Source organism: Streptomyces sp. NPDC059010 (assembly GCF_042740355.1).
Taxonomy (GTDB): Bacteria; Actinomycetota; Actinomycetes; order Streptomycetales; family Streptomycetaceae; genus Streptomyces.
This window is the reverse complement of sequence record NZ_JBHYJA010000045.1, coordinates 75068-89296: the sequence shown is the minus strand read 5'-3', so window position 1 is coordinate 89296 and position 14229 is coordinate 75068. Positions and strand designations below refer to the sequence as shown.

The window sequence follows — 14229 nt, the reverse complement described above, 5'->3', positions numbered from 1 at the left end:
GAATTCAAGATGCACTTCAGCGTGGGGTCGGCGACCACCGACACCGAAGGCACCGAGCCCACCTCCGACGAGCCGTCTGAGCAGGGTGCGGAACCGCAGTCGGACGGCACCAAGCCGGCCTCGTCCGACGCCGAGGACGACACCGACCTCGCCGCGACCGGTGGCGACATGGGCAACTCCCTGTCGATCGCGATCGGCGCTCTCGCCCTGGCCGTGCTCGGTGGCGCCATCCTTATGAAGACCCGCCGCAAGCGCGCCGCGTCGTCCCACCGCGCACGCTGAGGTCGGGGGTGCCCAAGACACGGTGACTTCGGGCGCCACGGCCAGTGACGATGGTCCGGCGCAGCACCCCTCCTGCTGCGCCGGACAGCACTCAGGGCTTGGGTGTTGGCCGTGTGGGCCGAGAGTGTGGGGCCCACACGGCTGGTTTTCTCGGCAGGAGCAGTCAGCGAGACGCTCTCGCCAGTGATCACTTCCAGAGTCGCTGCAGAGCACACCCCCGGTGGCAGGTTCAGCCAGAGCGGGTCGACAAGGAGACACCTGGTACATGTACTCGCGAATTCATCCGCAGCCTGGATGTCCACTACAGACCGACGTTGGACCGCCTGTAACGCCCGGAATGCCCGGATCTGCTGCACGGGTGGCGGGACAGGGGCGACAATACTCGGACCCGAATTCGACCCGGGCGGTTTGTTCAGCATGTAAACATGGCCTCTGACCTGCGGAAATAAAGAGCGGCAGACGAGTCAGGCTATACGCCGGGTTTTCCTGACGCACCTTTCTGACCTGCGGCTTCGTGGTTCGGATCGGCTGTGACCTGCTAGGTCGGGTTGCAGAGGCGACCGGAGGCAGTCAGAGGAAACCGCTCTGATTCGACCCCGATTCGAACCGAGCTGCTCGGAGCCAACCAGAGGCAATCGCCCTCCGTCTTGGTCCGAGTCGGCCCAGGTCAGACGGCGTTGATCAGGCTGTGAACCCGCTGATGGCACTCGGAATGGATCTCGGTCGAGCCGCGATGGGACGCCTGCCTCCAGCATCGGAGCCAGGCATACGAATGCCTCCAGGATGGCCATCCTGGAGGCATCGCTGGCACCGATTGGAGGTCGGTACCGGACACCACCCGTGGTTTTAGCGGGCCTGGGTGGCGTCTCTGTCCTTGCGGGACGGCTCCACAGTGCCACACACCACCCACCAGACATCCGCATCCCGACGAGCAGTTCACCCAAGCGAGCGACCAGGCGTTTACAGCCTGCCTCAGGCTGCTTCTGATCTCGTCCTGCTCGGAGACCTCACCGGCCGCTACGCGGCAGGCAGTTACAGCAAGCTCGGCGTCGACGGCCAGAGCGTGTCCCTGCGTGAGAACCGTCAGGGCGCGGCCGAGCACGGGCACCGGATCACGGCAGCCATCGCCTGCCATGTCGCTCGCGCCGGCGGCACCGTCGACCAGCTGACGCAGCTGTTGATGCACCCTGAGCACGGAGGCGGGCGGCACGCCCGGAGCATCGCGCTGCGATCGGGGCAATCACGTGCCCTGGCGTACATCGGCCGGGTATGGGCCAGCGCCTCAGCTGTCGTCAGCGGCACGACGATGCTGGAATCGCGGCACCACGCATACGAGGTTCTCGCCGCGCTGCGCGACCGCATCGAGACGACGCCCTGGCGTGGGGAACGTGGGCGGACCGCGCTGCGGGTCCTGCGGGCGCATCTGAACTTCGCCGAGATCGCGGGCGGTCCCCTGCACCACGCCAGCGAGCGGCAGACCGCAGAGGAAGCGGGGATATTCCGCACCACCCTCCGGGTCGTCTACGAGACCGTCCTCAAACCACGGGGCTGGCTGCGACGTCTGCGCATCGGCCACGGCCGCGAAGGCTCGACCTGGTACCTCACCGAGGGCAACGCTGGCCGCCACAGCATCCCCGTAGCGCAATCTCGTTTTCGAACCACTCAGTACCCCCCCGACCTGGCACTTGAGGAGTGGCCCACCCCTGAGACGGGCACAACGGCCGACCTCGACTCCACCGTCATCGGCCGTCTGATGGGCCACGACGCCTTCGCCCACCGCGGTCTCGGCAGCCCCGCACTGGTGATCATCGGTGCACTGCACGCCCGCGCGGCGCAGACGGTCGCCGAGCTTGTCGGCTCGTCCTCCGTTTCCCGCGCCACCCTCTACCGCGCCTTGCGGCGCCTGGCCGACCACGGCCTCGTGCACCACAGCGGTGAGACCTGGACCCTGGCACCTCGCGCTCTGGAGGGCTTCGGTGACCGCCCTCTGGAGGCTGCGGCCGAAGAGATCGCCAAACCGGCCCGCGGCTGGGACGCAGTCGCGACGCGGCATGGAACCGCGGGCGTTGCGTCCCGGCGCAAGGCGGTGCACGCCGCCGAGCGCGCGGCGTACCGGGAAGCGCTGGAGCGGCTGTCGGAGCACCGCAGCAAGGCCGTGGTGATCGTCCGCGACGGACGTCAGGTGCTGGTTCCCGCGCCACGCCCCGACGAGATTCCCGCCGCTTGGCACGCCCCGGACGGCTGTGTCCTCGATCCGGTCACCGGCCGTGCCGCTCCCGACTGGCGGATCGCCACCGATGGACGGCTGATCCTCATCACCCCTGCCGACCAGCGCAGTTACGACGAGCTGGCCGCCGCCCATGCCGAAGCCCGCAGCGAATGGGAGTCCGCAGCGTGAACCCACCCCCTCGACCCACGGCGGATCACGACGATCAGGTCACCGCGCAAGCACTGCGGGAGCAGTACGAGTCCGGTTCCACCGTGGACCAACTCGTGGCGAGCAGTGGCCTGTCGTACGGCACGGTCCTCAACCGGCTGCACGAGGCCGGGACCGTGATGCGCTCCTCGTGGCAGACGCGCAGGCTGCGCGACGGGCAAGCCCGCCGCAACCTCGCGGCCCGTCTGCGCCGCCTCTACGAGCAACAGGGCGCCACGCTCGCGGAGTTGGCTGCGGCGGGGTCGGTGACGCGACGTGTGGCTCGGCGGCTGCTGATCGAGGCCGGGGGCACGCCCCGCACCACCCAGCAGACGCTCCGTATCCGCTCCGCAGCCAGTACCGCACGGCGGATGAAGCTCGCGAAGTCCCTGCGGACTCGGTACGAGGCCGGCGCCACCGTGCCGGACCTCGCCGCGGAATGCAACTACTCCATCGGCACCGTCTACCGGCTCCTTCACCAAGCGGGCACCCCCATGCGGCCCAAGCACCACCACGGCCCGGCCCGCACCCCAAGGAAACGGTCATGAGTGCCCCCGCACGGGTCCCCGGCCGGGCCCGACAGACCGCGGGACCGATGGCAGGCCATCCCGGATACGGCGTTGCTCGGGGTCCTCCTTCGCCTGCGCTCAGCCGCCACCGAACGTCGGCCTTCTCGCCGACGCACGCAAGTCAACGCACCTTTCCCGATTCAGGAGATCAAGCACACGTGAGTGAGAACACCCGTACCAAGACCCTGGCCGCGGCCACGGCCAGCGCCTGGGACGCCTTCGTCATCGTGGTCGGCATGCTCAAGGGCGGCACCGGCAAGACCACCTCCGCCTGGTTCATCGCCCTCTACTACGCCGTCGTCCTCGACCTGCCCACCTTGCTGTTGGACGCGGACGCCACCAGCCAGTCCGCCTACGACTGGTTCAAGGTCGCCCAGGCCGCCGACTTCGAGATCCCCGCCAACCTGGTGGTCGAGCGCTACCCGTTCGACGACATCGCCGAGTACATCCGCACCAAGCGTGCCGAGTTCGGCGCGATCGTGGTCGACGCCGGAGGCGGCAGCGCCCGCATCTTCCACGAGGCTGTTACCGAGGCGAACCTGCTGCTCGTGCCAGTCGCCCCCACCAAGATCGAGCGCCGCAAGCTCGTGGCCACCTTCGACGAGGCCGAGCGCGCCGCCGCCCGGAACGAGCAGAGCGTCACCGCCCATGTGGTGATGGTCAAGGCCGACGACCGCACCAGCCTGCCCGGCCGGGCGAAGCAGCAGCTGCTGGAGCCCGCCGAGGGCGAGGGCATCGGCCCGGACCGCGACGAGCCGTTCCCGCTCGCCGAAACCACCATCCACTCCTGGGTCCACTACATGGAGGCCTTCGGCGAGATCCCCACCGAACTGAGCGAATACGCCAACCTGATGAAGGAACTCACCTCATGAGCGAGAAGAACGAGAGGCCGAAGCCGCCGGCCCGCCGCACCGGCGGGCGCGCCCTTGGCGGGGCCAAGAAGACGACCCCGCCGCCCCCTCCCCCAACCGCCGAGCTCACCCCCGAGCAGTTCGCCGCCGAACAGGCCACCGCGCAGGGCGAAGCGGCTGGTGCTGGTACACCGCGGGTTCAGCACGCTCCTGCGGCCGCTGCTTTCGAGGCACCGGCTCAGGATCTGACAGAGACCGTCGAGGCTGCCGAGGCGGGGACGGAATCCGCCGACGGGCTGGCCGAGCGGCAGCCGCCACCGGTGGTTTCGGCTCCCCAGTCTGGAGTGCTTGGGAGGCAGCCCAAGCAAGCAGCCGAACCCGGTGGGCAGCACAGCCCGTCCCACGCCGCGTCCGCAGTTTCTGGCACGGCACCGACCGCCGAGGTGGCCATCCGCCCGGCGGTCCCTCCGGCGGCGGCCGGTACGGCGTTCCCGTTCAGGCCTGACGGTCCTGCACCCCATCAGGCGCAGGACGCTCGGGCGCAGGAGGCGCCCAGTGAGGGGGCACCGTACGCCCACGGTCCCGGTCGTCCTGAGAACATCCCCGAGGCCGCCGTCGTCCTCAATCAGCGCATCATCACGCGCGAGAGTCTCGACTCGTCGGTCCCCGCCGCGTTGAAGCTGAAGAAGCGAATCAAACGCTTCGCACTGGACAACGAACTCGACCACCTGCCCATCGGCGACATCGTTTCCGTCGCGCTGGACGAGTGGCTCACCGCCCGCGGGTTTTGAACCCGCCCGCAGTACACGAGGCGGCCGCCCCCATGTCGGGGTGCGGCCGCCCCCGCCGCCTATTCCAATAGCCCAGTAGGCGGATAGCTATCCGCCTAGCCAGACCGACCGGAGCAGCTCTCGTGCCTGATCGCTCCCCCTATGCCACCCGACTACGTGAAATCGCCGACGCCCTCGACGCCGAGTTCCAGCCATCCGACGACGTCCTCACGCCGCACGCCGACACCATGGACGTCATCAGTAACCGGCAGACAAAACGCGGGCAGCTCAACTACGCCGTCCCCGAGGTCCTCCAGTTCCAGCGCCGCATCCGGCGCTGCAACGCCGACACCGACATCCCTCACGGCGACATCGTCGCGCTCGCCCTCGACAGCTGGCTGCGCGCCAAGGGCTATCCGCCTGATTCGAAGGACGAGAGACGAAAGGGGCTGGACGTCAGTGGACAGTGACGATCAGGTTGCTCCAGCTGCGTTCCCCATGAGGGCCGGTGTTACTTTTGTGCGGTTTTGGGGAGCTAGGGCCGCCGTCTGTGTTCCAGCAGGGAGACCACTCGTCCGCTCGCCTGCTGGCGGCTGTCTGGCGACGGCGCCGGGGTAGGCGATTCACTGTCCGGCGTCCGGGCCGTCACCGTGCGGAACAGCTCCGTCGGCATGCGGCACTGGGTCACCAGTTGAGACTCGTCGATGCCTTCTTGCGTCAGCAACTCCACAGCTCTTGGCAAGAGGGACGGCTGCTCGATAGCGCTGATCAAGCCCGGCTCGTTCCGGCGCCAACCACGGGCTGAAATGGTCGTCATGGCGTTGCGGTAGGACGTGTCGCTGAGTCTGCCGAGCCATCGCGCACGGTACAGAAGTGCCTGGATGCTGACGCCCCACTGCTCTTTGAGCCGGGCCAGTGTCTGCCAGGCGGTGCCGCCCATGGCGGCAGGAAGCAGATCTCGGATCTGGTCGGCCGGCATGAGCAACTCGGCGGCGAAGCGATGGGCTTGGGCCTCAACGAGGCGCCCGCCGGGCTCTGCGTCGCTGTGCATCATCAGGTGTCCCAGCTCATGCGCGACGTCGAAGCGCTGCCGATAGTAGTCCCGCTTGATTGGGTTGAGGACGACCACGGGGCGCAGTTTGCTGTCGAACGAGTAGGCGTCCACTGACGCTGTCTGCGGGGGGCTGAAGACCACGAGCACGCCGTGGTTCTCCAGCATCCTGACGATGTGTCCGGCAGGTCCGTCCCCCATCGCCCACTCCTGGCGGAGGAGTTGAGCGGCACGTTCCGGACCGTCGCCGTCTGGGTCGTCCACTGGCACGGGGTAGCTGGGAACGGCAGGATCCGGGAACTCGACGTGCCGTTCAAGGCTGTTCGTGATGTCCACAGCGAGCTGGCCGTAGGCGTAGGCCTGGTCTCGGGCCAGCTGGCTGGTGGAGCGGAGCGAGCGGAAGTGCGGTGCCGTGCAGAGGGCAGCGACATCCTCTGCACGAATCGCGAAGAACCCCGGGTCGACTGACAGACTCAGTGCCAGTTGCGCCACGGCGGCGGCTGTCGGCCGTTTGGCTCCGGACTCCCAGGCCGCCACCGCGGTTGGGCTTTTGTCGACCAGAGCGGCTAGATCGCTTTTGCGCAGGCCCGCCAGGTGCCTCGCCATTTTGAGGCGGGCACTGTCGAAGAGCGCGGCGACCTCCGCCGCTCGGTCGAGCGTAGACGTACGAGAACTCACCCTTCACCACTAGCACGGTTGCCTGGGCGTTCTTCCATGGGCCGGCGCAGGCGAACGGGTGCATCCGGCACGGTGCTCGGCCCGGTCGGCAGCGGCGTGTCATCCGTGCGGCGTCCACCGTCTGACGGCGGCGTGCTGAGGATGTCGTGCCGCCAGTGCCATGCCTGTCCCCCGCCGGTATTGAGGCGAGGGCGCCCGAGAACCAGTTCAATCCGTCCGCTGAGGGGGTCGAGACTGTGGGCCACGACGTACGTTTCGAGGTCCAGTTCCGGCTCTGTCGCCAGCATCTCCAGGCCGCCGAACTCCTCTGCCTCCAAGCCTTCGAACAGTGAGGGCTGCGGTGGCTCGGGGGTGCGCTGCCTGGCTACCTGCTGCTTGGTCGGGCTCTTCCGGGGCCATGGCAGCCGGTCAAATTCTCCGAAGTCACATGAGGCGAGCAGGAATCGACGCTCAGCGTGCGCCCAGCCGGGGCTGCCGTTGAGGTCGGCTCGTCGCACCAGCCCCGCATCCAGATGCGGCATGGTGTCGACGTCCCGTTCGGACAGCTGGTCGTACAGCAGGTCAAGGTCGGCGTCGTCGTTGCCGGAACGCACCGCATAACGCTCACAAGCGAACACACGGTCGAGGCGGTCACGGAACAACGTGTACCTGAGGTTGCCGAGCAAGGCCGCGTCGTGGCCGTCGGCCTCGGAGTACGTCTCCAGAGCCCGAGCGGTAGCCGCCAGATACGCCCAGCGCGCGCCAGCCAGGAGACCGGCGTCGCCGAACTCCGCGATGACATCCTGGTGTTCACTCACGATGAGGAAGTTACACCATAGCCAGCATTTTGTGCGCCAGAGTGAACCACTCCGGCGTGTCAAGGGGAGCGAAGCGCACCTTCCTGTCCTGCCAGCCGGCGATTCGACGGCTCCCACGACCAAGTGACACTGAAGCCCGAAGCTGTCGGTGTGAGGGCACCGGGCATGGTAGAAACCGATCGCCCCGGCGTACACCACGTCCGGCAACAACGCCGGGACTACATTCGGAGTACCCGTGCTTGACCCATGGATGAAGACGATGCTCATCGCGGTGATTACCGCGATGGTGACCACCTTCGCGTTGTCGCGGTTCGCTCCGCGTCTTGAGGCCAGGTCGGTCCGGATCAAGGCGGCTTGGGCCGCGCGGGATGCCTTCTCGGGACACCTCCTGACGATCCTTTCTGCCACAGCCCGACTGGAGAATGTGAACCCCGACGAGGCAGATGAGCCACTGCGCGGCCGGATGCAGGGCGAATGCGACCGCTGGGCGGCGCAGGTGGAGGAGTCGACCCGTTATCTCATCGACCACGCCGAGCAATACGTGTTGACCTACCCCTCGCGGCCACTGGACCTGCATGGGCTGATGACAGGGTTCGTTGTGGCCGCGCGCGGTGTGTGGCTATCTGACCTGCCGCTCCAAGAGCGTGCCCGCCGCGTCGGAGCGCTCGCTGCGCCGGCGCAAGGAATCTTCTTCGCGAAGAAGTCGTACCGTGTACTCCACCTCGCCGACGACCGCCAGCGTCTGCGGGAACTGCTGCAGGCCATCAACGAACCGACCCCGCCCCTGGCCCCCGCTGCGGACTGAATCTGCTCCCATAGGCGGCTCGGGCACCGCGCCAGCGCCGACACCCGCCTCACCCCTTCCGCCTGGTGAACTCTAGGTCTTTCCCCGGCCCGTTGCGCGATACCCTCCCTTCTCATGGCGGACCCGTTCCTCGCAGCCCTCGACGAGGCCACTCGAACCGTCATCGCGCGCGTCCGAGGCGAACCCCTTGCTGCAGCCACAACGACCGTGAGCACCGCGATCGCCCGCACCTACTGTTGCGTCCCAAACTGGAGTCTGCGCGTGCTCAATCTGCGCAACACCCCCGCCTCCGGTGCTGGCGAACTGAACTGCATCGTCTGGCAGAGACCAGAGGAAAGAGACACACGTGCACATCGCTCGCCCCCGGCCATTGCCCACCCTGAACTCCTTGACTCACGAATGGAACACAGCCCGAAACACGGGCAGGGGATGGCCTCTGTTCCTCGATGCGGTCCAGATTGAGGGCCTGCGCGGCTGGAACGGGGAAAACATCGAATTTCGGTTCCCGGTTGTCGCCATCGCTGGAGAAAACGGCGCAGGCAAGAGCACAGTCCTTAAAGCCGCAGCTGCTGCTTACACCGCCGAGCAGAGCGGCGGAGCGACCTTCTACCCCGACGACTTCTTTCCCAACACTCCCTGGGAAACGGTTCAGGGCGTGACTCTGACCTATCAGATCCGCAGGGGCAGCAAGATCGATACTCAGACTTTGCGCAAGCTCACCAGCCGCTGGCGGGGTATGCCTGACCGCTTTCCTCGTCCTCTGTACTTCCTCGACATCAGCCGCACCCAGCCTGTCAACACCCAGATCGGCTACGGCAAGGCTGCCACGCAGGCCAACTTCACCGCTGCAGTTACCCCGTTCAGTGAAGCGGACCGGAGTCTTCTGTCCCGGATCATGAACAGGCCCTACACAGCCAGCGGCATGGCCACGTACCAGAACAAGCAAGTTGGCGTTTTGGACACGGGCGCAGGCGAATACTCCAACTTCCATCAAGGGGCTGGCGAGGATGCAACCGCCGACCTTGTCGAGCTACTCCGTGCCGCTCCCGACCGTTCACTGATCATCATCGATGAGGTTGAAGCCTCGCTTCATCCTCGGGCTCAGCGGCGGCTCATGGCGGAACTCTTCCAGATCGCCGAAAAGCGGAAGATGCAGTTCATCCTCTCCACCCACTCTGCGACGATCATGGAACAGCTACCTACTGAGGCCCGCGTGTACATCCAGACCCATCGCGGAGGAGGGCGCGATGTTCTTTATGGCGTGACCGCCAAGTTTTCTATGTCATTGATGGACGATATAGATCACCCAGAGCTTGTGCTGTTCTGCGAGGACGACTATGCGGGCGTTCTGATCGATGCTTTGATCAACCACGAAGATCCCGATCTCGGCCGCCGGGTCGAAATCCTTGCTGTAGGCGCCGCCTCCACGGTGACTACCCTGGGCGGCCTCGCGGAACACGGACGCCTTCCAGGCGTGTCGCTCGGGGTACTGGACGCCGACCAGCGTGCCGAGACGGGCTGTATCACTCTTCCTGGGTCCCAGGCCCCAGAAAAGGAGGTGTTCGACGCGCTGGACGAGCCCGCGTGGGAAAAGGTAGCCATGCGTCTGGATGTAAGAGCAGGTGAACTACTGCAAGCCGTTGACGACGCACGGCAGATCGATAACCACCACGCCTGGACCCGCCGCGTGGCCGAGCGCCTGGGGCCCCGCGTGCGCACTGATCGGGTTTGGGAAGCCATCGCCGCGGTTTGGGCAAAGGACAGCGTGGACTCCCAGGAGCGCGCCTCATTCGTCAGCTCAGTCCAACAGCGCCTGCTCAGCCAGCCCTGACGCTCCCCCTGGAGCGCGACGAGCTGCTTCCGTGGGATCGGGATAGCTGGCTGACTACCGCCAGCACCAAACGCTGTAATGACAAATATCTCGTGCGGCTACGGCGCGGCAGCTTCCTCAGCCTTCTTGATCGCGGGGGCCGGATACTTCGACACGGCCCGGACTTCCGCCTAGGGCATGACCGACTGGACGTAGTTGACGGCAACTCCTCTGGGATACGACCGATCGTCGCCTACACGACAGCGAAGGAGCAGGGGTCCTCTTCACGCATCAGCTTTCGCCCTGGGAAGCCGCACAGCGTTGTCAGTGACCGCGTATACGCTCCCCCGGTGATTATTGATCGTGGCGCTCGCGTCGCCCCTCCCCGCTACCCGGACCGTACCGTACGCAAATAAATCGGTGACGCGTTGGGCAAGGCTGACGAAGCCGACCTGCTCGCTGCGTACCTGTGGGTACACGAGGTCTCCATCGGCCGCGAAGGCTGCACCGCATTGCGCAGGCACGCAGATGCCCTCCGCAAGAATCTTGAAAAGCTTGAGGAGCTCAAGAGCGGCTCACACTTTCGTGGGCGCACCTGGGACTTCACCCGGGTCGAACTTGATTCGGTCTTCGACGCGTTTGCCAAAACGATAAACGAAGAACTCGACCTCATCGGAGGCTGCTTGCAGCAGGCCAGCCTTGCCTTCGAGGAACTCAGCAGGCTTCCCGAGGAAGACCTGTCCACGCTCTACGCTCCAGGCCGTGTCGATTCCCCGCTGAACACCATCACGGAACAGTGGGACGAGATCGCGCCCAGCGCAGAACGCTTTGAAACCATGCATCAACGAACGCTCGTAAAGATCGACCGTTTGGCAGCTGTCGATGACCGACGGAACCTCTTCGCCCAGGGCAAGGAGAGCTACTCCTTGCGGCGTATCCAGGAGTTTGACGGCAAGGACTTCGAGGTTCTCGTCGCGTGGCTCACCCATCGCGACGGAATGAAGGTGATCCGGCAGCATGGCGGTACCGGGGACCGGGGTGCGGACGTCATCTCTGAGACCCCGGATGGCCGGCGATTGGTGGTGCAGTGCAAGCAGACCAGCAGGGCAGCCAGGCAGACTGTGACTAGTACGAACGTCCAGACGTTCAATGGGACCGCTCGCCTTGAGCACAAGGCTGACATCGCTCTGATGGTCACCAACGGCACCTTCTCCGAGCCGGCTCGCGACTTCGCCAACGATCACGCGATCCACTTGATCGGCGCAACGGAGCTGGAACGCTGGGCTACATGGGGCGACTCCCTGTATGAGGTCGTGGGCATCTCTCAGGCCGGCGCCCTTTGAGGCATCAGCCTGATCACGCTGCTCCGGGACGGGCCCGGGGGCACGGGTCCGTTGGCCGCCTGATAGCTCTCTTGTGGTGGCCAGTGCTGGTCGCGAGGTCGCGCTGCGCTGGAGTGGCAGATGCGGGTACCGTCTATGCCCTCAGCAGGGGCGATGAGGGGGACGCGTGACATCTCACGTGGTGTCGTATGCGCTGGATGCCGACACGGTGGTCCAGTTCGAGATTGAGTCAACGGAGGACTGGCAGCAGGTCAGTGTCGATCAGGTCGTGAGCCGTGTGGATGAGGCTGCCCGGCCAGCGGTGGAGGCAGCGCAGCGGGTTTTGGCGCAGATCGTTGCGCTGCGTCCGGCCGAGGTAGAGGTGTCCTTCGGCATCAAGGTCAACGGTACGGCCAACTGGCTGGTGGCCAAGGCCGCGTCGGAGGCGAACTTTGGGGTAAAGCTCACCTGGCGTCCGAGTGCCGGTGGGAGCGAGGGCGAGGGCGGCGCGTCGGCATGACCGGGCAGCGCCGGCCGGGCGTGCGCCCGCCGTCGGATGTGTGGGTGGCGGCCATTCACCAGGCGGCAAATACCGCGCTTCCGCTGGGGTCTGGGTTCCTCATCGACACGCGGCGGGTACTCACCTGCGCTCATGTCGTCCATGACAAAGGCGACGTGCGTAGTGATTTGTGGGTGACCTTTCCTAAGGCGGATGAGCTGATGCATCTGCGGGTGCCGGTCGAGCAGGTGGTGGCTCCGCCGACGGATCAGCAGGACGTCCAGGACGTGGCGGTCTTGGTGCTAGGGGAAGAAATCGCGCCGGAGTATGTCGCGCGGCTAAGGCGCCCGGCGGCCGGTGACCTGGTGGACCGGTCGTGGTGGTCGTTTGGCTTTCCCGACGGCGTCTTGGGCAACTCTGCCGATGGCAGTGTCGGTGAGGCGCTTGGATTTGGCTGGGTGCGCCTGGACACTACCTCGCGCTATCCGGTCCGGCCGGGCTATAGCGGTGCTGCGTTGTGGTCGGCCGACTACGACGCTGTGGTGGGCTTGGTGGGGCAGGCACGCCGCGATTCGGGCGATGCGCGGGCGTTAACGCTCAAGACGGTTGACTTGGTGCTGCCGGAGCAAAAGCTTCGCTTGTTGACGGACTGGTCGGTGGAGGCGGCTGGGGATGCGGCGCTCTCGGCGTGGGGGTGGACGCTGGCTGGGGATGCGGAGTCGGGCCGGCATTGGCGTCCACGGGCGCGGGGGGTCAGCACGGATGCTGAGCGCGGCTTTCGCTTCCGCGGCCGCGGTGCGGCGTTGACGGCGGTCGTTGAGTGGATGACGACGCGGGAGCGGGATCGACGCCAGGTGTTGGTAGTGACCGGCTCTCCCGGGGTGGGCAAGTCCGCGGTGTTGGGTCGGGTGGTGACGACCGCTGACGCCCAGATCGCAGCAGCCTTACCCGCGGAGGATTGCGGCGTGCGGGCGCCGGTGGGGTCGGTGGCGTGCGCCGTTCATGCCCGCGATAAGACGGCGGTGGAGGTGGCGCGTGAGATCGCTACCGCGGCCTCTGCCCGCTTGCCTGAGCAGGTCAAGGAGTTGCCGGATCTGCTGCGCGAGGCGTTGGGGAAGGATGACCGCGGGAGTTTTTGCGTGGTGATTGACGCCCTGGATGAGGCGACTACGCCCCAGCATGCGCGTGTGATCTTGCAGACGGCGATCTCCTTGGCGGAGACCTGTGCGGATTTGGGTGTGCGGGTGCTGGTGGGCAGTCGCCGTGTGGATGATGCGGGAGATCTCCTGGCGCCGTTCGCAGGTGCGCTGAAGACCATTGATCTGGATGTGCCGGAATTCTTCGCCCCAGATGATCTTGTTGCTTATGCGTTGGCGACGTTGCAGTTGGTGGGTGACGAGCGGGTCAACAGCCCGTATCAGGACGATCAGGTCGCGGCGGCGGTGGCGCAGCGCATCGCCGCGATGGCGCAGGGAAACTTCCTGATTGCTGGGCTGGTGGCCCGCTCGCATGGCATGCATGACCAAGAGGCGATCGCGGTGGAGCAGCTGCGTTACACCTCGACGGTAGAAGCGGCGCTGCGGGACTATCTCTCCCGGCTGCCTGCCCTGCAGGGGGTGCCGGCGCAGGATTTGTTGACCGCGTTGGCGTATGCAGAGTCTCCCGGGCTCACGCTGTCTTTGTGGCAGCGGGTCGTGCAGGCCATGACGGGGCAGGCGGTGGACGAGGGCGCACTGTTTGGCTTCGCGCGGTCGGCGGCCGCCAACTTCCTGGTGGAATCGAGTGATAGTGCGACTGCCTCGGGCAGTTTCCGGCTTTTCCATCAGGCCCTGAATGAGGCCCTGTTGGCGCCCCGTGCCACGGCAGCGTTGTTGGTGCACGATGAGCGCACTATCGCGCGTGCCTTGATGGATACTGCCAGCGGCTCTTCGTGGGCGACGGTGTCTGATTACGTGTTGCGTTCGTTGCCGGGGCATGCGGTACGCGGCGGCATCATCGATGAGCTGCTACAAAATGATGCCTATGCGCTCTATGCCGACTTGCGGCGGCTGGTGCCGGCAGCGAAGGCGTCCCTTTCGCCCGCCGGGCGGGCCAGAGCTCGCCTGTTGCGTAAGACGCCACAGGCGTTGGAAGCGGGCCCTCGACAGCGGATGGCGCTGTTCACCGTTACCGAGGCGCGCGAGCAGCTGGGACGGTCGTTTCGCGATCGGCGGGCGTCTGCTCCCTATCGGGCGGTGTGGGCGGTGGGGGCGCCGCATGCTGAGGACATCGTGTTGGAGGGGCACACCGCCTGGATTAACGCTCTCTGTCCGGTGCCGGTGGGCTCCAGGATGCTGCTGGCTAGTGCCAGCAACGATCACACTATCCGCCTGTGGGATG

The 14229-nt window shown here is 66.2% G+C and carries 13 protein-coding genes; 11 read left to right on the top strand and 2 right to left on the bottom strand.

Going from position 1 to position 14229, the window contains the following annotated elements:
• The 6 genes from ACFWYS_RS36505 to ACFWYS_RS36480 all read left to right on the top strand — a co-directional run.
• Positions 1 to 282 (top strand): LPXTG cell wall anchor domain-containing protein (locus ACFWYS_RS36505; RefSeq protein WP_384778509.1); only part of this gene is annotated, 282 nt, incomplete at its 5' end.
• A gap of 1063 nt (positions 283 to 1345) precedes the next feature.
• Complete coding sequence (locus ACFWYS_RS36500; protein ID WP_384778507.1) at positions 1346 to 2680, top strand: transcriptional regulator; 1335 nt, start codon at positions 1346 to 1348, stop codon at positions 2678 to 2680.
• On the top strand, positions 2677 to 3246 hold the full coding sequence (locus tag ACFWYS_RS36495) for a helix-turn-helix domain-containing protein (protein ID WP_384778504.1): 570 nt from the start codon (positions 2677 to 2679) through the stop codon (positions 3244 to 3246). Before ACFWYS_RS36500 ends, ACFWYS_RS36495 begins: the two co-directional genes overlap by 4 nt.
• 179 nt (positions 3247 to 3425) lie before the next feature.
• Positions 3426 to 4139: a ParA family protein gene (locus tag ACFWYS_RS36490; protein ID WP_384778501.1), complete on the top strand. Its 714-nt coding sequence runs from the start codon at positions 3426 to 3428 to the stop codon at positions 4137 to 4139.
• Complete coding sequence (locus ACFWYS_RS36485) at positions 4136 to 4909, top strand: hypothetical protein (protein WP_384778498.1); 774 nt, start codon at positions 4136 to 4138, stop codon at positions 4907 to 4909. The genes ACFWYS_RS36490 and ACFWYS_RS36485 overlap by 4 nt, the downstream gene beginning before the upstream one ends.
• A 122-nt stretch (positions 4910 to 5031) precedes the next feature.
• On the top strand, positions 5032 to 5358 hold the full coding sequence (locus ACFWYS_RS36480) for a hypothetical protein (RefSeq protein ID WP_384778495.1): 327 nt from the start codon (positions 5032 to 5034) through the stop codon (positions 5356 to 5358).
• Positions 5359 to 5423: 65 nt separating this feature from the next.
• Here ACFWYS_RS36480 and ACFWYS_RS36475 read toward each other — a convergent pair whose 3' ends face one another.
• Entirely contained in the window at positions 5424 to 6545 is a 1122-nt protein-coding gene (locus tag ACFWYS_RS36475; protein ID WP_384778493.1) for a helix-turn-helix domain-containing protein, read from the bottom strand.
• Positions 6546 to 6613: 68 nt separating this feature from the next.
• A complete protein-coding gene (locus ACFWYS_RS36470; RefSeq protein ID WP_384778490.1) occupies positions 6614 to 7414 on the bottom strand; it encodes a hypothetical protein in 801 nt (266 codons plus the stop codon).
• 250 nt (positions 7415 to 7664) lie between these two features.
• On the opposite strand from ACFWYS_RS36470, the gene ACFWYS_RS36465 reads away from it, so the two are divergent.
• The 5 genes from ACFWYS_RS36465 to ACFWYS_RS36445 form a co-directional block, all read left to right on the top strand.
• Positions 7665 to 8219 (top strand): hypothetical protein, encoded by a 555-nt coding sequence (locus ACFWYS_RS36465; protein ID WP_384778487.1) that lies wholly within the window; start codon positions 7665 to 7667, stop codon positions 8217 to 8219.
• Positions 8220 to 8607: 388 nt separating this feature from the next.
• Complete coding sequence (locus ACFWYS_RS36460) at positions 8608 to 10050, top strand: ATP-dependent endonuclease (RefSeq protein ID WP_384778484.1); 1443 nt, start codon at positions 8608 to 8610, stop codon at positions 10048 to 10050.
• Between the two features lie 407 nt (positions 10051 to 10457).
• On the top strand, positions 10458 to 11372 hold the full coding sequence (locus ACFWYS_RS36455) for a restriction endonuclease (protein ID WP_384778481.1): 915 nt from the start codon (positions 10458 to 10460) through the stop codon (positions 11370 to 11372).
• Between the two features lie 166 nt (positions 11373 to 11538).
• Positions 11539 to 11871, top strand: coding sequence for a CU044_2847 family protein (locus tag ACFWYS_RS36450; protein WP_384778478.1), 333 nt, complete (start codon positions 11539 to 11541; stop codon positions 11869 to 11871).
• On the top strand, positions 11868 to 14229 hold a 2362-nt coding region (locus ACFWYS_RS36445; RefSeq protein ID WP_384778475.1), incomplete at its 3' end, for a trypsin-like peptidase domain-containing protein. The genes ACFWYS_RS36450 and ACFWYS_RS36445, both read left to right, overlap by 4 nt.